This window comes from Streptomyces sp. NPDC042002 (assembly GCF_055588305.1).
In genome coordinates this window covers 71,133-95,252 of record NZ_JBVJCT010000011.1, presented here as the reverse complement: position 1 = coordinate 95,252, position 24,120 = coordinate 71,133, and the positions used below count along the sequence as shown (strand labels likewise).

The following is a 24,120-nucleotide window of genomic DNA, read 5'->3' as shown; positions in this document are numbered from 1 at the left end:
GGGAATCAGTCCTCCTGGTGGTGGGTTGGGGTGTCACCGGCGACCTCGGCGAGGCGGGCGGCCAGGATCGGTCCGATCTGGGCCAGCGAGCCGGCTTCGGTCATCCGGTTGTGCCGGGTGGTGATCTCGTGCGATTCGATCCGGCCCGCGATGTACGGGCGCCAGGTCGCGGGCCCGGCGTCGTCCCCGTCGCGGTCGATCGTCGAGTTGAACAGCAGCAGGTCGCCGTCGAACCCGGCGGGGACGAAGTCGACCGCCAGCCTCGCGTTGTTGATCATGATGTGGACGATGACCTCGATCTGCTGCTCCGTCAGGCCCTGCAGCGCGCTGCCCCGCCGGTTCAGGACCTCGGCGACCTCGGCGTAGGTCAGCTCCCGGTCGCCCAGCTCGTCCGGGTCGACGTCGAGCACACCGACGAGCACGTCCCGCTCGGTGGGCACGGGCATCTCCTCGAACTGCACGTCCTTCACCGGATAGGCGTCGAGGATGGCCAGCAACGCGGTCCGCCCGCCGCGCGCCTGCAGCTCACAGGCGACCGCGTGGGCGATCAGCCCGCCGGCCGACCAGCCGAGCAGCAGGTACGGGCCCTCGGGCTGGATCTTGCGGATCTGGTCGGCGTAGTCGGCCGCCATCTCCTCGAAGGACGTCGGCAGGGGTTCGGGCCGGCCCAGGCCGCGCGCCTGGATCGCGTAGACCGGGTGCTGGGGACCGATGTGGTTCAGGAGCCCGCTGTACGACCAGCTGATGCCGCCGCCGGGGTGGATGCAGAACAGCGGCGTACCGGTCCCGGTCGAACGCAGCGGCAGCACCACGTCCAGCGCGTCGGCGGGGTCGTCCATGACCAGGCGCTCGGTGAGACCGGCCACGGTCGGCGCCTCGAACAGCATGCGCAGGCCGAGCTCCAGGCCGAGGGTCTCGCGGACGCGGGAGGCCAGGCGGGCGGCCAGCAGCGAGTGCCCGCCCAGATCGAAGAAGTTGTCGTCGATGTGCACCTGTTCCCGGCCGAGGACCTCGGCGAAGAGGCCGCACAGCAGTTGCTCCCGCGGCGTCCGGGGGCCGCGTCCGGTGCCCGGCGCCCCGTACTCGGGGGCGGGCAGCGCGGCCCGGTCCAGCTTGCCGTTGGCGGTCAACGGCAGCCTGTCCAGGGTGACGAACGCCGACGGCACCATGTAGTCGGGCAGGTCACGGCGCAGCCGCCCGGAGAGCTCGCCCGCCTCGGGCGCGCCCTCGGGGGCGGGCACCAGGTAGGCCACCAGCCGCTTGTCGCCGGGCCGGTCCTCGCGGGCGACGACGGCCGCCTGGGCGACGCCCGGGCAGCTCGCGAGGATCGCCTCGATCTCGCCGGGCTCGATCCGCAGGCCGCGGAGCTTGACCTGGTGGTCGGTCCGTCCGGCGAACTCCAGTGTGCCCTCGGCCGGCCACCACGCCAGGTCGCCGGTGCGGTACATCCGGCTCCCGGGCGGCCCGTACGGGTCGGCGGTGAAGCGCTCCGCCGTCAGGCCGGGTCGGCCGAGGTAGCCGCGGGCCACGCCCGTCCCCGCGAGGTACAGCTCGCCGACCAGGCCCGTGGGCACCGGCCGCAGGCGGTCGTCGAGGACGTAGGCGCGCATGTTCGCCATCGGCCCGCCGATCGGCACGGTCGCGGCGTTCTCGGGGAGGCTGTGCACCGGGTGGCGGGTGGCCAGGGTCGTGGCCTCGGTGGGCCCGTAGCCGTTGACCACCTCGATGCCGGGACAGGCCTCCAGCACCCGGGCGACGGCGGCCGGGGAGACCACGTCACCGCCGGTCCACACCTCGCGGACCCCCGCGAGCAGGGCCGGCCGCTCCTCGGCGACCAGCCGGAACAGGCCGGCCGTCAGCCACAGTCCGGTCACGCCGTGCGTGCTGATCGTGTGCTGGAGCAGGTCGAGGTCGAGCCGCTCGGGCGGTGCGACCACGACCCGGCCACCGCCCAGCAGCGGCACCCACAGCTCGTAGGTCGAGAGGTCGAAGGCGGTCGGGGAGTGCATCAGCACCCGCTCGTGTCCGCCGCCGTGGTACTCGGGGGTGAGCGCGAGGCCCACCACGTCGCGGTGGGTGACGGCCACGCCCTTGGGCCGGCCGGTCGAGCCGGAGGTGTACATCACGTACGCCAACTGCCGCTGGTCGCAGCGTACTTCGATGTCGGACGCATCGGGCTCGCCCTCGATCGACGCGGTCAGCACGTCCTCGGTGAGCACCAGGGCGGCCCCGGCCTCCTGGAGGATCAGGTCGATCCGGGACTGCGGGAAGCGCGAGTCGAGGGGCGCGTAGGCGCCGCCCGCCTTGATGATCGCCAGGAGCGCCACGACGAGGTCCGCCGAGCGGTCCAGCAGCACCGCGACCGGTGTCTCCGGTCGCACGCCCTGACGGATCAGTGCCCGCGCGAGACGGTTGGACCGCTGGTCGAGTTCCCGGTAGGTCAGCTCGGTGGCGCCCGCCACGACGGCCACCGCGTCCGGGGTGGCGCGCACCTGGCGGGCGAACAGCTCCGGCAGCGCGGCCTCGGGCAGCTCGACCGCGGCGCCGGTGGACCGGGACAGCAGCCGTCGGCGTTCCTCGCCCGACATGATGTCGATCCGGCTGATCGGCCGGCCGGGGTCGGCGACCGCCGCGCGCAGCAGCCGCGCCCAGCGCTCGAACAGCAGCTCCACGGTGGCCGGGTCGAACAGGTCGGTGGCGTACTCCACCGCGCCGACCAGGCCGTCGGGGTCGCCGTCCGGGCGGAACTGCTCGGCCAGGCTGAACGTCAGGTCGACCCGCGAGGTCCCGGTCGACGCCTCCAGGTGGCCGGTCTCCAGGCCCGGCAGGGCGAACTCGCCCACCGGCGCGTTCTGCAGGGCCAGCATGATCTGGAACAGCGGGTGGTGCGACAGCGAACGGGCCGGGTTGACCACCTCGACCAGGTACTCGAACGGCACGTCCTGGTGGTCGTAGGCGGCGAGCGCCTTCTGCCGCACCCGGCCGAGCAGTTCGGCGAAGCCGGGATCGCCACTCGTGTCGGTGCGCAGCACCAGGGTGTTGACGAAGAAGCCGACGAGGTCGTCCAGCGCCTGGTCGGTGCGGCCGGCGATCGGGCTGCCCACGGGGATGTCCGTACCGGCACCGAGCCGGGTGAGCAGCGCGGCGAGGCCGGCCTGGAGCACCATGAACATGCTGGCGCCGCGCTCGGCGGCCAGGTCCCGCAGCGCCTGGTGCAGTTCGGGGTCCAGCCGGACCACGACCCGGCTGCCCCGCTGGGAGGCCACCGGCGGCCGGGGCCGGTCGGCGGGCAGCTGCACCTGCTGCGGAATGCCCGCCAGTTCGTCCTTCCAGTAGGCCAGTTGCCGGGCGAACAGGCTGTCCGGGTCGGCGGTGTCGCCGAGCAGGTCGCGTTGCCAGCAGGTGTAGTCGGCGTACTGCACCGGCAGCGGGGCCCACCGCGGTTCCTCGCCACGGCAGCGCGCCGTGTAGGCCGCCGCGAGGTCGCCGGAGAGCGGCCCCATCGACCAGCCGTCGGCGGCGATGTGGTGCACCACGACCAGCAGCACGTGCCGGTCGGGGGCGAGCGCGTACAGCTCCGCCCGGACCGGCGGCTCCGCCGCCAGGTCGAAGCCTCGCCGGGCCGTCCGCGCCAGCCGCCCGGCCAGCCGGCTCTCGTCGAGCTCGACCACCGGCAGCTCCGGGTGCGCCTGTGAGGCGCTCAGCACGACCTGGTACGGCACACCGTCCGTCTCGCGGAAGACCGTCCGCAGGCTCTCGTGCCGGGCGATCACGTCCGCGAGCGCGGCGTGCAGGGCCGGGCGGTCGAGTTCGCCGGTCAGACTCAGCGCGAGCGGCATGTTGTAGGTGGCGCTCGGGCCGTCCATCCGGTGCAGGAACCACAGGCGGCGTTGGGCGAAGGACAGGGGGACCTTCCCCCAGCCTTCGGCCGGGGGTGCCCCCATGGGTCGCGGCCGGGCGGTCAGCGCGGGCCGCGCCGTGCCGGAGCCGTCGAGGCGGGCCGCCAGTCCGGCCACGGTCGGCGTCTCGAACAGAGTCCGGACCTCGAGCTCCGCGCCGAGGGTCGCCCGGACGCGGGAGGCCAGGCGGGTCGCCAGCAGTGAGTGTCCGCCCAGGTCGAAGAAGCTGTCCTCGACACCGACCTGGGCCAGGCCGAGCACCTCGGCGAACAGCTCGGCGAGGAGCTGTTCCTGCGGGGTCCGCGGCGCCCGCCCGGCTCCGGCCGGGCCCAGGTCGGGCGCGGGCAGCGCGCGGCGGTCGAGCTTGCCGCTGGACGTCAGCGGCAACGTCTCCAGCGCCACGAACGCCGACGGGATCAGGTAGTCGGGCAGTCGCCCGCGCAGCCATTCGCGGAGTTCGCCGATGAGGGCGCCGGTGCCCCGGCTGCCGGTCGGGCGGTTGGTCAGCGACGACAACGGCGTGCTGATGGTCCGGGCCGACCGGTACGGCTCGGCCGGGGAGCCGTGATGCGCCCGCGGGCCGGCGAAGACGACGTCCAAGGCGTCGGCCACGGTGGCCGACCAGGTGACGCCCACCCAGCGGTCGAACTCCAGCCCGATGACACGGAAGTCTTCGGGGTCGGGGAGTTCGCTCTCCTCCGGTCCGTGCAGCCGCTCCAGCAGTTCGGCGAGCGAGCCGTCGCCGTTCTGCACCGCGCGGGATAGGGCGGCCTCCCGCACCACGCGACGGTTCGGTACTCCGGTGATCCGCAGCACGTCGGCGGGCGGCTGGGCGAGGAGTTCGCGCAGCTCGGCCAGTCCGGCGAGCCGGTGTCCCCACTCCAGCTCGACCGTCCGGCGCGGGGCCGCCGGAACGAGCGGGGCCTTGTGCAGCGTCACGTCGTAGCGGTAGCGGGTCAGTTCGTTGTGGTGACGGCCGCGCTTGACCTCCACGGTCACCGCGCCGATGTCCGTGCCGTGCTCGCGCAGGACGGTGAAGAAGTCCGGGTCGACCAGGAGTTCCTTCTCCACCCTGACGGCCTGCTCCACCGCGCGGCGCACCGCCGCGAGGTCACCGTCGGCAGCGGTGCGGTGCAGCTGGACCGCGGTGGCCAGCGGGCGCAGCAGCCGCAGGTTGCGGACGTCGCCGACGAAGAGCGTGCCGCCGGGGGCGAGCAGCCGCATCAGCTTCCCGATCACGTCCGCGAGGTAGTCGGCGGACGGGAAGTACTGCACCACCGAGTTGATCACGATGGTGTCGAACCACCCGGCCGGCAGGCCCTCGGTGTCGTGCGCCGGGCGGGTCTGCAACACCACACGCCCGGCCAGGTCGTCCTGTCGGCCGACCTGCGCGATCAGCGCGTCGACCGCCGTGGCGGAGAAGTCCGTCGCCCAGTAGGTCTCGCAGTGCGGCGCGATCTGCGAGAGCAGCAGTCCGGTGCCGACGCCGACCTCCAGCACCCGGCGGGGGCGCAGGGCCAGGATGCGGGCCACGGTGGCGTCCCGCCACTGGCGCATCTGCTCGACGGGGATCGGACTCGCGTCGTAACTGCTGTTCCAGCCGACGAAGTTGTGGCCGAAGCCGGCTTCCTCGGGGGTGATGGGCAGGGCGTCGTAGATGTCCTGCCACTCGCCCACGTGGTCCGCTTCCAGGCCGCTGTCCCGGGCCTCGCCCTGGTGCGGGACGACGTAGCCGATGAGCCGGTCGTCCTGGGCGAGCACGGCGGCCCGGGCGACGGCGGGGTGCTCGGCCAGCGCCGCCTCGACCTCGCCGGGCTCGATGCGGAAGCCGCGCACCTTCACCTGGTCGTCGGCACGGCCGACGTACTCCAGCTCGCCGTCGTTGCGCCGGCGCACCAGGTCTCCGGTGCGGTACATGCGCTCACCGGCCCCGAACGGGCAGGCGACGAACCGCCCGGCCGACAGGCCCGGCCGGTTCAGGTAGCCGCGCGCCAGTCCCGCGCCCGCGACGTACAGCTCCCCCGCCACGCCCGTCGGCACCGGCCGCAGCCGCTCGTCCAGCACGTAGACCCGGGTGTTGGCGATCGGACGGCCGATCGGCGGGACGCCCGTCCCCGGGGACAGCGGGGCGCTCATGGTCGCGCACACCGTGGTCTCGGTCGGACCGTACGCGTTGATCATCCGGCGCCCGGGCGCCCAGCGGTCCACCAGTTCCGGCGGGCACGCCTCACCCGCCACCACCAGCGTCGGCACCTGCACCGAGCCCTCCGGCACGGCGGCGAGGACGGACGGGGGCACGGTCATGTGGGTGACCGCGAGGTCCCGGTCGGTCAGCGCGGCGACCGGGTCCGCCGTCGGGGGCAGCACCAGGGCCGCGCCGCGCAGCAGGGCGGTGTAGATCTCCGACACCGAGGCGTCGAAGCTGGGCGAGGCGAACTGGAGCACCCGGCTGTCGGGTTCGATCGCGAACCGCTCGATCTGTGCGGCGACCAGGCTCGCGACACCACCGTGGCCGACCACCACGCCCTTGGGGCGGCCGGTCGAGCCCGAGGTGTAGATCACGTAGGCCGGGTGCCGGACGTCGAGCGCGACCACGGGATCGGTGTCCGGCCAGGCGGACACCTCGGTCACCAGCGCCGGGTCGTCGACCATCAGGGCCGGCCGGGCGTCGTCCAGCATGTACGCGATCCGCGCCGGCGGGTACGCAGGATCCACGGGCAGGTACGCGGCCCCGGCCTTCAGCACGCCCAGGACCGCCACCACGGACTCCACCGAGCGCGGCAGGGCCACGGCCACGGTCTGCTCCGGCCCGACGCCCCGGGCGATCAGCGCGTGCGCGAACCGGTTCGCCCGGGCGTTGAGTTGACGGTACGTCAACTCGGTGTCGCCACACACCAGCGCGAGGCCGTCCGGTGTCGCCGCGACCTGTGCCGCGAACGCCTGCGGCACCGGAACGGCCGCCACCTCGCGGGCGGTCGCGTTGCCCCGCTCCAGCAAACGGTGCCACTCGTCGGCGTCGAGGAGCTCGATCCGTCCGATCGACCGGTCCGGGTCGGCGGTGACCGCCTCCAGCAGGCGCGTCCAGCGCCCGGCGAGCGCCGCGACCGTCGAGCGGTCGAACAGGTCGGTGGCGTACTCCACCGCGCCGACGATCCCCGCCGGGCTGCCGTCCGGACCGAACTGTTCGACGAGGCTCACACCGAGGTCGAACTTGGCGGTCCCGGTGGCCACCGCGTAGGTGGCGACGTCCAGGCCGGGCAGGGAGAACCGGCCCATCGGAGCGTTCTGCACCGCCAGGACGGTCTGGAACAGCGGGTGGTGCGACAGCGAACGGGACGGATTCAGCGCCTCCACCAGGTGCTCGAAGGGCACGTCCTGGTGCGCGTACGCCGACAGCGCCGTCTCCCGCACCCGCCCCAGCAACTCGGCGAAACTCGGATCACCGCTCGTGTCGGTCCGCAGCACCAGCGTGTTCACGAAGAACCCGACCAGCTCGTCCAGCGCCTCGTCGGTACGCCCCGCGATCGGAGACCCGATCGGGATGTCCGTGCCCGCGCCCAGCCGCGTGTACAGCGCCGCCAGCGCCGCCTGCAGCACCATGAACAGGCTCGCGCCCGACTTCCGGGCCAACTCCACCAGCGCCGCGTGCAGTTCGGGGCTCAGCTCCAGGCCGACGTGGTCCCCGCGCCAGCCGGCGACGGCCGGCCTCGGCCGGTCGACGGGCAGCTGGAGCAGCTCCGGCAGGTCGGACAGCTGACGCTTCCAGTAGTCGAGCTGCTCGGCGAACCGGCTCTGAGGGTCGGCGGCGTCGCCGAGCAGGTCGCGCTGCCACAGCGTGTAGTCCGCGTACTGCACCGGCAGGACCGGCCACTGCGGCGCGCGCCCCTCGCACCGGGCGGCGTACGCCTCGGCCAGGTCGCGGGCCAGCGGACCGGTGGACCAGCCGTCCCCGGCGATGTGGTGCATCACCAGCAGCAGCACGTGATCGTCCGGCGCGAGGACGAACAGCTTCGCCCGCAGTGGCGCTTCGGCCTCCAGGGCGAAGGGCTGTCGTGCGAACTCGGCCAGCTGCTCGAACAGTTCGGCCTCCGACACCTCGGTCAGCCGCGCCCGGGGCCGGGCCTCGGCCGGGTCGAGGACGAGCTGGCAGGGTACGCCGTCGACCTCAGGGAAGACCGTCCGCAGGCTCTCGTGCCGGGCCACCACGTCGGCCAGCGCCTCGTCCAGCGCCGCATGGTCGAGCGTCCCGGTCAGCCGGAGCGCCAGCGGGATGTGGTACGTCGCGGCGCTGCCGTCCATGCGGTGCAGGAACCAGAGTCGGCGCTGGGCGAAGGACAGCGGCACCGCCTCCGGCCGCTCGTGCGTGGTCAGCGCCGGGCGGGCATGGCCGGCCCCGCCCAGCGCCGCGGCCAGGCCGGCCACGGTGGGCGCCTGGAACAGCGCGCGCAGCGCCACCTCCACGCCGAGCACCGAGCGCACCCGCGCGGCCAGCCGGGTGGCGAGCAGGGAGTGGCCGCCCAGGTCGAAGAAGCCGTCGTCGACCCCGACCCGCGGCACGCCCAGCACCTCGGCGAACAGCTCGCACAGGATCTGCTCCTGCGGCGTGCGCGGCGCCCGGCCGCCGACGGTCGTGCCCGGCTCGGGCGCGGGCAACGCCGCCCGGTCCAGCTTCCCGCTCGGCGTCAGCGGCAGCATGTCCAGCACCACGAAGACAGCCGGTACCAGGTAGTCGGGCAGCCGGTCCCGCAGGTACGCCGCCAGCTCGGCCGGACGTACGACCGTGCCGGGACGGGCCGCGACGTAGCCGATGAGCCGGTCGTCCCGGGCGAGGACGGCGGCCTGGGCGACGGCGGGGTGCTCGGCCAGGGCCGCCTCGACCTCGCCGGGCTCGATGCGGAAGCCGCGCACCTTCACCTGGTCGTCGGCACGGCCGACGTACTCCAGCTCGCCGTCGTTGCGCCGGCGCACCACGTCCCCGGTGCGGTACATGCGCTCACCGGCCCCGAACGGGCAGGCGACGAACCGCCCGGCCGACAGGCCCGGCCGGTTCAGGTACCCGCGCGCCAGACCGGGGCCGGCGACGTACAGCTCCCCCGCCACCCCCGGCGGCACGATGCGCAGCCGCTCGTCGAGGACGTACACCCGGAAGCCCGCGACCGACCGGCCGATCGACGGTACACCGCGTCCCGGGGACAGCGGGTCGCTCATGGTCGCGCACACCGTCGTCTCCGTCGGACCGTACGCGTTGATCATCCGCCGGCCCGGCGCCCACCGGGCCACCAGCTCCGACGTGCAGGCCTCACCGGCCACCACCAGGGTGGTGGCCGTGAGGTCGGAGCTCTCCAGCGCGGCCAGCGCCGAGGGCGGAAGCGTCACGTGGGTGACGTCGAGCCGGCGGTCCGTCAGGGCCTCCAGCGGGACCTCGGACGGGGCCAGGACGAGGGCGGCACCGGTGAGCAGGGCGCCGCACAGGTCCCAGAACGACGCGTCGAAGCTGGGCGAGGCGAACTGGAGCACCCGGCTGCCCGGCGCCACGCCGAGCCTCTCGACCTGCGCCGCCACCAGGCCCGACACGCCGGTGTGGCTCACCATGACGCCCTTCGGGCGGCCGGTCGAGCCCGAGGTGTAGATCACGTAGGCCGGGTGCCGGGCGTCCACCACGACATCCGGATCGGTCTCCGGCCGACCGGAAGCCTCGGTCACCAGTGCCGGATCGTCGACCACCACGGCCGGCCGCGCGTCGTCCAGCATGAACGCGATCCGTGCCGCCGGGTACCCCGGATCCACCGGCAGGTACGCGGCCCCGGCCTTCAGCACGCCCAGGACCGCCACCACCGACTCCACCGACCGCGGCAACGCCACCGCCACGACCCGCTCCGGACCGACGCCCCGGGCGATCAGCGCGTGCGCGAACCGGTTCGCCCGAGCGTCGAGCTGACGGTACGTCACCTCGACGTCACCGCAGACGAGCGCGACCGCGTCCGGCGTCGCCGTCACCTGCGCCGCGAACAGCTCCGGCAGGCTCCCCCCGGCCGCCCCGGCCTGGACGGCGGGCAGCAGCTCACGGCGCTCCTCTGCGGACAGCAGGTCGATCCCGCCGATCGGCCGGTCGGGCGCGGCGGCGACCGCGGCCAGCAGCCTGGTCCACCGGGCGACCAGGGCCTCGACCGTCGAGCGGTCGAACAGGTCGGTGCTGTACTCGACCGCACCGCCGATCCCGGCCGGCGCGCCGTCGGGCCCGTGCTCCTCCGCGAACCCGAAGGTCAGGTCGAGCCGCGCGGTCCCGGTGAGCACGGTCACCCCGGAGACCTGGAGACCCGGCAGTTCGAAGTCGCCGCCCGGCGCGTTCTGCACGACAAGACCGGTCTGGAACAGCGGGTGGTGCGACAGCGAGCGGGACGGATTCAGCGCCTCCACCAGGTGCTCGAAGGGCACGTCCTGGTGCGCGTACGCCGACAGCGCCGTCTCCCGCACCCGCCCCAGCAACTCGGCGAAACTCGGATCACCGCTGGTGTCGGTGCGCAGCACCAGCGTGTTGATGAAGAACCCGACCAGCTCGTCCAGCGCCTCGTCGGTACGCCCCGCGATCGGAGACCCGATCGGGATGTCCGTGCCCGCGCCCAGCCGCGTGTACAGCGCGGCGAGCGCGGCCTGCAGCACCATGAACAGGGTGGCACCCGACCCTCGGGCCAACTCCACCAGTGCCGCGTGCAGTTCGGCGTCGATCCGGAGTTCCAGCAGGTCGCCGCCGTACGACATGGTGGCCGGGCGCGGTCGGTCGGCAGGCAGCTGAAGCTGCTCGGGCAGCCCGGACAGCGCCTCGGTCCAGTAGGTGACCTGGCGGGCGAACACGCTGTCCGTGTCGTGCTCGTCGCCGAGGATCTCGTGCTGCCACAGGGTGTAGTCGCCGTAGGTGACCGGCAGCGGCGGCCATGCCGGAGCCCCGCCACCCTGCCGGGTGGTGTAGGCGGTGGCCAGGTCACGGGCCAGCGGGCCCATGGACCAGCCGTCCCCGACGATGTGGTGCATCACCAGCAGCAGCACGTGCTCGTCCGGCGCGAGCGCGAACAGCTCCGCCCGCAGCGGTACTTCCGAGGTCAGGTCGAACGCCCGTACCGCCGCCTCGCGCAGCAGGGCGGGCACCTCCGCGTCGCCGGCCGCGCGTACGGTCAGCGGGACAGCGACCTCGCCGGCGTCCAGCACCCGCTGGTACGGGACTCCGGCGGTGTGCGGGAAGACCGTGCGCAGGGTCTCGTGCCGGGCCACCACGTCCGCGAGCGCGGCGCTCAGCGCGGTCCGGTCGAGGCCGCCGGACAGCCGCAGGGCGAGCGGCATGTGGTAGGTGGCGCTCGGCGCCCCGAACTGCTGGAGGAACCAGAGCCGTCGCTGTGCGAACGACAGCGGCATCGGATCGCGGCGGGGCCGGGGTACCAGGGCCTGCCGCGCGGTGCCGGCGGCGTGCAGCCCGGCCGCGAGCCCGGCGGGTGTCGGCGCCCGGAACAGGCTGCGCAGTTCCAGCTCGACCCCGAGGGTCGCCCGGACCCGCGAGACCAGCCGGGTGGCGAGCAGGGAGTGGCCGCCCAGGTCGAAGAAGCCGTCGTCGAGCCCGACGCGCGGCACGCCCAGCACCTCGGCGAACAGCTCGCACAGGATCTGCTCCTGCGGCGTGCGCGGCGCCCGGCCGCCGACGGTCGTGCCCGGCTCGGGCGCGGGCAGCGCCGCCCGGTCCAGCTTCCCGTTCGGCGTCAGCGGCAGCATGTCCAGCACCACGAACGCGGACGGGACCATGTAGTCCGGCAGCCGCTCGCGCAGGTACGCCGACAGCGTCGCCGGGGTCGCCCCGTCCCCGGCCGACGGGACGACGTACGCGACGATCCGGTCCTCCCGGGCGAGCACCGCGACCTGGGCGACACCCGGGTGCGCGGCCAGCTCGGCCTCGATCTCGCCCGGCTCGACCCGGAACCCGCGGATCTTCACCTGGTGGTCCACCCGGCCCGCGAACTCCAGCTCCCCGTCGCCGCGCCAGCGGACCAGGTCACCGGTGCGGTACATCAGCGCGCCGGCCGGACCGTACGGGTTGGCGACGAATCGTGTGGCGGTGAGCCCGGGCCGGTTCAGGTAGCCGCGGGCGAGTCCCGCCCCGGCGAGGTACAGCTCACCCAGCACGCCGGGGGCGACCGGTCGCAGCGCCGAATCCAGCACGTATGCCTGGCAGTTGGCGATCGGCCGGCCGATCGGTACCGGCAGCGGGCAGTCGGCGGGGTCGGCCGGCAGCGGGTAGGCGGTGATCACATGGGTCTCGGCGGGCCCGTAGTGGTTGTGCAGCTCCCGGCCCGGCCGGCGGGTCTGGAAGCGGCGCACGGCACCGCCGAGGCGCATCGCCTCACCGGCCTGGGCGACCAGCCGCAGGCCGGGCAGTTCCAGCCCGGCCTCCTCGGCGGCCTCGGCCAGCGCCTCGACCACCAGGTTGGGCGCGAACAGCTCCTCGACCCCGTGCCGGTCCAGCCAGCGGGCGAACAGCTCGGCGCTGCGGCGCTGCTCCTCGGTCGGCACCACGAGGGTCTTGCCGTACAGCAGCGCGGAGAGCGTCTCCTGCACCGAGACGTCGAAACTGATCGCGGTGAACTGCGCGGTACGCGTGCCGGGTTCGCCACCGACGGACCTGTGGTGCCACGCCAGCAGGTTCAGCAGCCCGGCGGCGGGCATCACCACGGCCTTGGGCCTGCCGGTGGAGCCCGAGGTGTAGATGACGTAGGCCGGGTGCCGCGGGTCCACGGCGACCGCCGGATCGTGCTCCGGCAGGTCCCCGTCCGGTGTGACGGCCGCGAGGTCGTCGAGCACCACGGCAGGCCGGGCGTCGTCCAGCATGTACGCGATGCGGGCGGCCGGATAATCCGGATCGACCGGCAGGTACGCCGCACCCGTCTTGAGGACCGCGAGGACGGCGACCACCAGCTCGGTCGACCTCGGCAGCCGCAGGGCGACGACCTGCTCCGGCCCCACCCCGCGCGCGATCAGCGCGTGCGCCAGGCGGTTCGCCCTTCGGTTCAGCTCCCGGTAGGTCAGCACGGTGTCCTCGAACACCACCGCCGGAGCCTCCGGGGTCGCCCGGACCCGCGCCTCGAACAGAGTGGGCAGGCCGGCATCGGGAGCCGGGCAGGCGGTGTCGTTGCGTACGACCAGCAGCTCGTGCCGCTCCTCGGCGGTCAGGACGTCGATCCGGCTCAGCGGCCGGTCCGGTTCGGCGACCACCGACGCCAGCAGACGCAGCCACCGGGCGACCAGTGCCTCCACCGTGGCGGGGTCGAAGAGGTCGGTGCTGTACTCGACCCGCCCGACGATGCCGTCGGCCGGCCCGCCGGTGCCGTCGCGCTCCAGCAGGTGGAAGCCGAGGTCGAACATCGCCGTCGGCGTCCGCACCAGGACGATCTCAGCGGCCAGACCGTCCAGCGCGAACTCGGTGCGGGGCACGTTCTGCAGCGCGAGCAGCACCTGGAACAGCGGCTGACGGGCGAGCGACCGGGACGGGTTGAGGGCCTCGACGACGTGCTCGAACGGCAGGTCCTGGTGTGCGTACGCGGCCAGCGCGCCCTCGCGGACCCGGCCGAGGATCTCGGCGAAGGTCGGGTCGCCACCGGTGTCCGTGCGGAGCACCAGGGTGTTGACGAAGAATCCGACGAGGTCGTCCAGGGCCTCGTCGGTCCGGCCCGCGATCAGGCTGCCGACCGGGATGTCCGTTCCCGCGCCGAGCTTGTCCAGCAGCGATGCCAGGGCGGCCTGCAGCACCATGTACACGCTGGCGCCGTGCTCCCGGCCCAGCCGGATCAGCCCGGCGTGCAGTTCGGCGTCCAGTTCGATCGCGAGGTGGCCGCCGGAATAGGAGGGGGCCGCGGGGCGAGGGCGGTCGGCGGGGAGCCGGATCTGCTCCGGCAGGTTGGCCAACTGCTCGGTCCAGTAGGCCTGCTGGTGGGCGAAGAGGCTGTCCTGGTCGGCCGGGTCGCCGAGCAGCTCATGCTGCCACAGGGTGTAGTCGGCGTACTGCACCGGCAGCGGTGCCCACCCCGGTTCCTCGCCCTGGCGGCGTGCCGCGTACGCGGTGGCCAGGTCCGCGGCCAGCGGGCCCAGCGACCAGCCGTCACCGGCGATGTGGTGCATCACCAGGAGCAGCACGTGCTCGTCCGCCGAAACCCCGAACACCTCGGCGCGCAGCGGCGGTTCGGCCGCGAGGTCGAATCCGCGCGCCGCGGCCCCCGTCAGCAGTTCCGGCAGGTCCGTCTCGTCGGCCGTGGCGACCGACAGCCTCGGGTACGCCTCCGCGGTGGCCAGCACCTGCTGGTGGGGCACTCCGTCCACGGCCGGGAAGACCGTGCGCAGGGATTCGTGCCGGTCGACGACGTCGCCCAGCGCCGCCTCCAGGGCCGGCAGGTCCAGTGGCCCCGAGAGCCGCCACGCGAGCGGCATGTTGTAGACCGAGTCGGCGCCCTCCAACTGGCGCAGGAACCACAGCCTCCGCTGAGCGGACGACAGCGGCACCATCCCCCAGCCTTCGGCCGGGGGTGCCCCCACGGGCCGCTCCGCCCGCCCCAGGGCGAGCCGGGCCCGGTCCGCGCCGCCCAGCCCGGCGGCCAGCCCGGCCACCGTCGGGGTCTGGAACAGGGTGCGCAGCGCCAGTTCCACGCCCAGGGCCGCACGGACCCGGGCCACCAACCGGGTGGCCAGCAGGGAGTGCCCGCCGAGGTCGAAGAAGTCGTCGTCGACACCGACTTGAGGCAGGCCCAGTACCTCGGCGAACAGCTCGGCCAGTACCTGTTCCTGAGGAGTGTGCGGGGCCCGGCCGGCCCGCGACGCCGCGTACTCGGGCTCGGGCAGGGCGCGCCGGTCCAGCTTGCCGCTGGCGTTCAGCGGCAGCACGTCGAGGGCGACGAACGCGGCCGGCACCATGTAGTCGGGCAGCCGTTCGCGCAGGTGCGCCCGCAGGTCTTCCGGCCGAAGCTCCGCCCCGGTGGCGGGCACCAGGTAGGCGGCCAGGCGGGTGTCCCCCGCCCGGTCCTGCCGGACGGTCACGGCGGCCTGCGCGACCTGCGGGTGTTCCGCCAGCGCCGCCTCGATCTCGCCGAGCTCGATCCGGAATCCCCGGACCTTGACCTGGTCGTCGATGCGGCCGAGGAACTCCAGGTTCCCGTCCGGTCCCCACCGCACCAGGTCACCGCTGCGGTACATCCGCGAACCTCCGGGACCGAACGGGTCCGCCACGAACCGTCCCGCGGTCAGGCCCGGCCGGTTCAGGTAGCCGCGCGCCAGCCCCGCACCGGCGATGTACAGCTCACCCGGCACACCCGCGGGAACCGGCTGCAACGCGGCGTCGAGCACGTGCAACCGGACACCGCCGAGCGGCCGGCCGATCACCTGGCGCGGGCTCGACTCCAGCGATGCGACGGTCGAGTCCACCGTGCACTCGGCCGGCCCGTAGTAGTTCAGGGCGAACACCCCGTCGGCCGCCCGCAACCGTTCCCACAGGTGCTCCGGAACGGTCTCCCCGCCCAGCCCGACCAGCGACGGACGCCACCGCGGGCTGTCCAACAGGCCGTGGTCGACAAGGACTTGCAGGTAGGACGGGGTACCGCCGACCGTGTCCAGCCCGGCCCGCGCCGCGTACTCGAGGTAGGCGTCCGGGTCGGTCCAGGTCGCCTCGTCCAGGACGTGCAGCTCGTGGCCGGCGTACAGGGCGAACATCTGGTCGCAGGAGGCGTCGAACGACACCGACGTGGTCAGCCCCATCCGTACCCGCTCCCCCGTACGGAAGACCAGCGGACACTGGTTGGCGAACAGGTTGGACAGGCCACCGTGTGTCGCCACCACGCCCTTGGGCCTGCCGGTGGAACCGGAGGTGTAGATGACGTAGGCCGGATGGCTCGGGTCGACGGCCACCGCGGGGTCCGTCGACGGGCACCCCACCACCAGCGCGGCCGTCTCCGGGTCGTCGGCCACCAGCCATCCGGCGGGGCCGGTGTCCGGCAGCCGGCCCCGGGTGCGGGTGTCGGTCACCACCAGGACCGGTCGGGTGTCGTCGAGCATGTACGCGATCCGCGCGGCCGGGTACTCCGGGTCGACCGGAACGTACGCGGCGCCGGTCTTCAGCACCGCGAGGATCGTCACCACCAGCTGGGCCGAGCGCGGCAGCGCCACCGCCACCAGCCGCTCCGGCCCCGCACCCCGCGCGATCAATGCGTGCGCCAGCCGGTTCGCCCGCGCGTCCAACTCCGCGTAGGTCAGCGATGCTTCCGGCCCCACCAGCGCGACGGCGTCCGGAGTCGCACGCACCTGGGCCCGGAAGAGCTCCGGCAGGCTCTCGGTGAAGGCCTGGGCCGCCGGGCCGGTACCCAGCGCCGTCAACTCGCCGTGCTCCTCGGCGGTGAGCAGGCCGAACCGGCCGATCCTCCGCTGCGGGTCGGCGACCACGGCGCGGAGCAGCCGCTCCCACCGCTCGATCATCGTCTCGACGGTGGCCGGGTCGTACAGGTCGCCGGTGTACTCGACGAACGCGTCGATCCCCTCCGGGGTGGGGGCACCTCCCGGGCCGCCAGGCCCAGGGGGACCGTCCTGCGCGTGCCGCTCGGACAGGGTGAAGATCAGGTCGAGCTTGGCGGTGGTCGACGTCGACGGCATGTCGCCGACGCGCAGCCCGGACGGCGCGAAGTCGGCCCGGGGCGCGTTCTGCAGCACCAGCATGACCTGGAACAGCGGGTGGTGCGCCAGCGACCGGACCGGGTTGAGGGCCTCGACCAGGTACTCGAACGGAAGGTCCTGGTGCGCGTACCCGGCCAGCGCGGTCTCCCGGACCCGGCCCAGCAGTTCGGCGAACGTCGGATCGCCAGAGGTGTCGGTACGGAACACCAGGGTGTTGACGAAGTAGCCGACCAGCTCGTCCTGCGCCTGGTCGGTACGGCCCGCGACCGGGCTGCCGACCGGGATGTCGTCGCCCGCGCCGAGCTTGTTCAGCAGCACTGCGAGACCGGCCTGAAGCACCATGAACAGACTGGTGCCGTGGGCGCGGGCGAGTTCGCGCAGCCCGCGGTGCAGCTCGGCGTCCAGCCCGGCACGCACGGAACCGCCCCGGTGCGAGGCGACCGCCGGGCGGGGACGGTCGCCGGGCAGCTGGAGCTGCTCGGGCAGATCGGCCAACTGCCGCGTCCAGTAGGCCGCCTGGCGGGCGAACAGGCTGTCCCCGTCGGCCGCGTCGCCGAGCAGCTCGTGCTGCCACAGGGTGTAGTCGGCGTACTGGACCGGCAGCTCCTCCCACTGCGGCTCCTCGCCGCGGCGGCGCGCCGCGTAGGCGGTGGTCAGGCCCTGCGCGAGCGGGCCCAGCGACCAGCCGTCACCCGCGATGTGGTGGAGGACCACCTGGAACACGTGCTCGTCCGCCGCCAGCTCGAACAGCCCGGCACGCAGTGGCACATCGACCGCCAGGTCGAACCGACGGGCCTTCGCTTCCGCCATGACGTTCGGCAGCTCGGACTCGGTGGTCCGGCTGACGAGCAGCCGCGGGCGGGATGCCTCGACGTCCAGCACCTGCTGGTACGGCACTCCGTCGACCGCCGGGAAGACGGTGCGCAGGCTCTCGTGCCGCTCGACCACATCCGCCACGGCGGACTCCAGGGCGCGCCGGTCCAGATCCCCGGACAGCCGCCAGGCCAGGGAGATGTGGTAGTTCGCGCCGGCGCCCTCCAGCTGGTGCAGGAACCACAGCCGCCGCTGCGCGAACGACAGCGGGATCGCCTCGGGGCGTTCGCGCCGTGCCAGGGCGGTCTGCGCCGGTCCGGCCGCCACCAGGGCGGCGGCCAGGCCGGCCGGGGTCGGCGCCTCGAACAGGGTGCGCAGCGGCATTTCCACGCCGAGCGTCGCGCGGATCCGGGCGGCCAGCCGGGTGGCCAGCAGCGAGTGCCCGCCCAGGTCGAAGAAGCCGTCCTCGACGCCGGCCGACGCCACGCCCAGCACCTCGGCGAACAGCTCGCAGAGGACCTGCTCCTGCGGGGTGCGCGGCGCGCGGGCGGTTGCCGTCGGGGCGAGGTCGGGAACGGGCAGGGCCCGGTGGTCCAGCTTGCCGTTGGCGGTCAGCGGCAGCGTGTCCAGCACGACGAACGCCGACGGCACCATGTGTTCCGGCAACCGCTCGCGCAGGTGCCCACGCAGGTCGGCCGGACTCGGTACGGCGCCCGCGGCCCGCACCAGGTACGCGACCAGCCGGGTGTCGTCGGCCCGGTCCTGCCGGGCCAGGACGGCGACCTGGGCGACGCCGGGGTGCTCGGCCAGCGCCGCCTCGATCTCGCCGAGCTCGATCCGGAAGCCGCGCACCTTCACCTGCTGGTCGGCCCGGCCGACGTAGTGCAGGCTGTTGTCCGCCGCGCGGCGCACCACGTCGCCACTGCGGTACATCCGCGATCCCGGCGGTCCGAACGGGTCGGCCACGAAGCGCCCGGCGGTCAGGCCGGGCCGGTTCAGGTAACCGCGCGCCGGCCCTGGACCCGCGACGTACAGCTCGCCGGGCACACCCGGGGCCACCGGCCGCAGGTGGGCGTCCAGCACGTACGTCCGCAGGTCCGGAAGGGCCGTGCCGATCCCGCCGACGGCGCCGCCGGACCGGTCGAGTGCCGCGTACGTGACGTGCACCGTGGTCTCGGTGATGCCGTACATGTTGACCAGCAGCGGCGCGTCGTCCGGGTGCCGCTCGTACCAGCTCGCCAGCCGGGCGTGCTCCAGCGCCTCACCGCCGAACACCACCGTGCGCAGCGCGAGCGGGCGGCCGGTCTCCGGGGCCTCCGCGTCCGCCTGCATCAGCTGGTAGAACGCGGACGGCGTCTGGTTGAGCACGGTCACCCGCTCGCGGGCGAGGAGCTCCAGGAAGCGGCCGGGCGAGCGGCTGGTCTCGTGGTCCACGACCACCAGACGGCCGCCGTACAGCAGCGGGCCCCACAACTCCCACACCGAGAAGTCGAAGGCGTAGGAGTGGAAGAGCGTCCAGACGTCCTCTGCGGAGAAGCCGAACAGCTTCTCGGTCGTGCCGAACAGCCGCACCACGTTCCGGTGCGTGACCACCACACCCTTGGGGTTGCCGGTGGACCCGGAGGTGTAGATGACGTAGGCGGGGTGGCCCGGGTCGAGGGAGACCTCCGGGTCGGTGTCCGGCAGCCCGTCCAGGTCGGCGGTGTCCAGCAGCAGCCGGTCCACCGGGTCCGCGCCCGGCAGGTCGCCGGTCCGGCTCGTGGTCACGAGGAGCGCGGGCCGGGCGTCCCGGAGCAGGTAGGCGATCCGGGCGGCCGGGTACCGCGGGTCCACCGGCAGGTAGGCGCCGCCCGCCTTCAGCACGGCGAGCACCGCCACGACCTGCTCCGCCGAACGCGGCAGGGCCAGCGCCACGCGCTGCTCCGGCCCCACCCCCCGGTCGATCAGGGCGTGCGCGAGCCGGTTCGCGCGGGCGTTCAACTCGCCGTACGTCAGGGTGACTTCGCCGTCGGTGAGGGCGACGGCGGCCGGGTTCGCCCGTACCTGTCGCTCGAACAGCGCGGTCAGGCTGCTCTCCGAAGACGCCTCGCCCCGGTCGGTGCGTGCCGGGAACAGCGCGCGGAGCTCGTCGGCGGACAGCACGTCCACCTGGCCGATCCGCCGGCCGGGGTCGGCGACGACGGCGCACAGCAGCCGCAGCCAGCGCTCGACGATCCCGGTCACGGTGGCCTCGTCGAACAGGTCGGTGCTGTACTCCACCACGCCCGACAGGCCGTCCTCACCCGGCTGTTCGCCCAGGATGAAGGTCAGGTCGCACTTGGCCGTCCCGGTGTGGACCAGGTCGGTCGCCACCCGCAGCCCGGGCAGGTCGAACGTGCCGAGCGGCGCGTTCTGCAGGGCGAGCATGGTCTGGAACAGCGGGTGGTGCGCCAGCGTCCGGGTCGGGTTGAGCGCCTCCACCAGGTGCTCGAAGGGCACGTCCTGGTGCGCGTACGCGGCCAGCGCGTCGGCCCGCACCCTGCCCAGCAGTTCGGTGAACGACGGGTCGCCGGAGAGGTCGGTGCGCAGCACCAGGGTGTTGACGAAGAAGCCGACCAGGTCGTCCACGGCCTCGTCGGTGCGTCCGGCGATCGGCGTGCCCACGGGTACGTCGGTGCCCGCGCCCAGCTTGCCCAGCAGGGCGGCCAGCCCGGCCTGGAGCACCATGAAGAGGCTGGCCCCGCCGTCCCGGGCGAGCGTGCGCAGGCCCTGGTGCAGCTCGGCGTCGATCCGCACCGGCAGGTGGGCGCCCCGGTAGGACATCGCCGCCGGCCGGGGCCGGTCGAACGGCAGCTCGACCTGCTCGGGAAGGTCCGCCAACTGATCGCGCCAGTAGGCGAGTTGGCTGTTCAGCAGACTGCCCGGGTCCGCGCCGTCGCCCAGCAGTTCCCGCTGCCAGAGGGCGTAGTCGGCGTACTGGACCGGCAGCGGCGACCACTCCGGCTTCGCCCCCTCGGCACGGGCCGCGTAGGCGCTCGTCAGATCCCGCAGGAGCGGCCCCGTCGACCAGCCGTCACCGGCGATGTGGTGCACCACCAGCAGCAGCACGTGCTCCTCGGCGCCGAGCCCGAACAGTTCGGCGCGCAGCGGCGACTCCTCGGAGAGCTCGAAGCCGTGCCGGGCCGCCTCCGCCAGCCGCTCCGGCAGCTCACGCTCGCCCACTTCGGTCACCCGCAGCCGCGGCCGTGCCGCGCCCGGGTCCAGCACCCGCTGGCAGGGCACGCCGTCGAGCGCCGGGAAGACGGTGCGCAGGCTCTCGTGCCGTTCGACCACGTCCGCCAGAGCGGCTTCCAGGGCCCGCTGGTCCAGGTTCCCGGACAGCCGCAGCGCCAGCGGGATGTTGTACGTGGCGCTCGGGCCCTCCATGCGGTGCAGGAACCACAGCCGGCGCTGCGCGAACGACAGCGGAACCGCCTCGGGCCGCTCACACCGCCGCAGGGCCGGCCGCGCCCGGCCCGCGACGTCCACCGCCGCCGCCAGTTCCGCGACCGTCGGCGCGTCGAACAGGTCGCCGAGCCGCAGCTCCACGCCGAGGATCGAGCGGGCCCGGGCGACCAGTCGGGTGGCCAGCAGGGAGTGCCCGCCGAGGTCGAAGAAGCTGTCGTCCAGCCCGGGCTCGGACACCCCGAGCACCTCGGCGAACAGCCCGACGAGCAGGTGTTCGGTCGCGGTGCGCGGTGCCCGGCCCGGCGCGGCGGGCGCTCGCTCGGGCGCCGGGAGGGCCCGCCGGTCGAGCTTGCCGTTCGGGGTCAGCGGCAGCGCGTCCAGCAGCACGTACGCGGCCGGCACGAGCTGCCGGGGCAGCCGGTCCCGCAGGTGGTCGCGCAGGGCGGTGTCGGTCACGGTGGCGCCGGGCTCGGGCACCGCGTAGGCGACCAGCCGGGATTCCCCCTCGGTGCGCACCGTCACGGCGGCCCGGGCGACCTGCGGGTGCTCGGCGAGGACGGCCTCGATCTCGCCGAGCTCGACCCGGAAGCCGCGGATCTTGACCTGGTCGTCGGTGCGGCCGAGGAACTCCAGGTTCCCGGCCTCGTTCCAGCGCACCAGGTCCCCGGTGCGGTACATCCTCGACCCGCTCGGCCCGAACGGGTCGGCGACGAACCGCCCGGCGGTCAGCCCCGGCCGGTCGAGGTAGCCGCGGGCCAGCCCCGCGCCCGCGATGTACAGCTCACCCGCCGCACCGGTCGGCAGCGGCCGCAGGGCACTGTCGAGCACGTACAGCCGGGCGTTGGTGACGGGCCGGCCGATCACCGGGCGTGCGCTCGAACCCAGCTGCGCGACCACCGAGTTGACGGTGCATTCGGACGGCCCGTAGAGGTTGAGGCAGGATGCCCCCTCCGCCGCCCGCAGCTGCTCCCACAGCCGCTCCGGGACGGCCTCGCCGCCCACCGCGACCAGTGCCGGGCGCCGCTGCGGGTCACTCAACAGCCCGTGGGAGACGAGCACTTGGAGATAGGACGGGGTGGCTTCGATGTAGTCCAGACCGCAACGCGCCGCGTAACCGACGAAGGCGTCGGGGTCGGTCCAGGTCGCGTGCTCCAGGACATGCAGCTCGTGGCCCCCGAACAGGGCGAGCAACTGGTTCCAGGAGGCGTCGAAGGACACCGAGGTGGTCAGCGCCACCCGCAGCCGCTGCCGTGCCTTCAGCACCGGCGCGAAGTGCACCTGCCGGAGGTCGGCGAGCAGGTCGAGCAGGCCTCCGTGGGTCGGCAGCACGCCCTTGGGCCTGCCGGTGGAACCGGAGGTGTAGATGACGTACGCCGGGTGACCCGGGTCGACGGCCACCATCGGGTCGGCCGCCGGGCAATCCGCCACCAGGGCGGCCGTCTCAGGGGCGTCGAGCACCAGCCGGTCGACCGGACCGCTGTCCGGCAGGCGGTCCCCGCTGCGGGAGTCGGTGACCACCAGCGTCGGCCGCGCGTCGTCGAGCAGGTACGCGATCCGGGCGGCCGGGTACTCGGGGTCGACCGGAACGTACACCGCGCCGGTCTTCAGCACCGCGAGGATCGCCACCACCAGCTCCGCCGAACGCGGCAGCGCCACCGCCACCAGCCGCTCCGGCCCCGCACCCCGCGCGATCAGGGCGTGCGCCAGCCGGTTAGCCCGCGCGTCCAGCTCCCCGTAGGTCAGCGAGACGTCGCCGCACACCAGCGCGACCAGCTCCGGAGTCGCCCGGACGTGCTCCCGGAACAGCTGCGGCAGGCTCGCGGCCGGGGCCGGCGCCACCGGCCCGGCGCCGAGCACCGCCAGCTCGCGGCGCTCCTCGGCGGTCAGCAGTTCGATCCGCCCCACCGGCTCGTCCGGGTCGCAGTCCGCGACGGCGTCGAACAGGGCGAGCAGCCGCTGCTGGTGCGCGGCGAGGTCGTCGTCGCCGTACGCTTCCGGCGAGCCGTGCAGCCGGAGCAGCGGCGGGTTGCCGTCCCGGTAGTCGAAGACCCAGACGGCGAGGTCGGTGGTCGACCCGGACACGAAGTGGTGCACGGAGGCCGGGTGCCCGGCGAAGCTCGGCCTGGAGTTGAAGGCCATGATGTTGACGATCAGCGGGAACGCCGTCCCGATACCGCCGGGGGCGGCGAGGTCCCGCAGCAGGTCCTCGCTGCGGTAGCGCTCGTGCGCGACGGCCGTCTCGACCTCCCGCGCCGCCTGGGCGACGAGTTCGCGCCACGTCATGTCCGGCCGCACCGTCAGCCGCAGCGGCACCACGTTGGACGTCGTGCCCGGCACCGCCGTCAGGTCGCGGTCGGCGCCCCGACGGGCGGTGACGGGCAGGGCGAGCACCACATCCCGGTTGCCGGTCAGCCGGTGGGCGTAGAGCGCCGTCGCCGCGACCACCAGCCGGGACCACCGGACGCCGGAACGTCCAGCCGCCGCCCGCAGGGCGTCCGGGCGGCGCAGTTCCCGCTCCTCGGCCAGCCGGAGGGCGCGGTGCGGGTCGGTCGCAGAGGCGTCGGTGAGCCGGGTCGGGGCGGGCAGGTCGGCGAAGCGCTCGGTCCAGTAGGCGCGGTCGGCGGCGAAGTCGGCGGAGGCGCGGTAGGCGGCGTCGCTGTCGACCAGGTCCCGCAGCGAGCCGAACGGGCAGGGCGGCACGGCGCCGCCCTCGGCCAGTGCCGAGTACACCTCGCCGACCCGCTGCCGGAGCATGGAGCTGCTGATCGCGTCCAGCACCACGTGGTGGTAGTTCAGGTACCAGAGGTACTCCGTCGGCGACGCCTTGATCAGCGCGTGGCCGAACAGCGGGTCACGGGCGAGGTCCAGCGGGCGCAGCAGGTCCCGCTCCATCCATTCCACGGCCGCCGCCCGGGGGTCGGGCTCCCCGCTGAGGTCGAGGTGGGCCGGAGCCCAGTCCCAGCTCTCCCTGAGGACCTGGCGCGGGCCCTCGCCGCCGTCGACGAAGGTCACGTGCAGGGCGTCGACCTCGCCGACCACCCGGCGCAGCGCGGTCTCGAACAGCTCCCGGTCCACCGGCCCGTGGATCTCCAGGCACTCGCCGACGCGGTAGCCCGGGATCGGCGTCCGGGAACTCTGCTCGGCAAGCCAGATCTCGCGCTGGGCCGCTGTCAGGGGAAGGGAGGCGCCGTCGAGACGGGGCATGGGGGGATACCTCCGGGAGGGGGACAGACGTGGGGGGGGAGGGTGGGGGGAGGGCGCGCCAGGGAACACCGGCCGCGGTGACGTCATGTGG

General features: G+C 74.0%; 1 protein-coding gene. It reads right to left on the bottom strand.

Going from position 1 to position 24,120, the window contains the following annotated elements:
- Nucleotides 1-5: 5 nt before the first annotated feature.
- Nucleotides 6-24,029, bottom strand: coding sequence for a non-ribosomal peptide synthase/polyketide synthase (locus tag ACZ6KY_RS18705; RefSeq protein WP_469311367.1), 24,024 nt, complete (start codon nt 24,027-24,029; stop codon nt 6-8).
- Between the last annotated feature and the right edge of the window lie 91 nt (nt 24,030-24,120).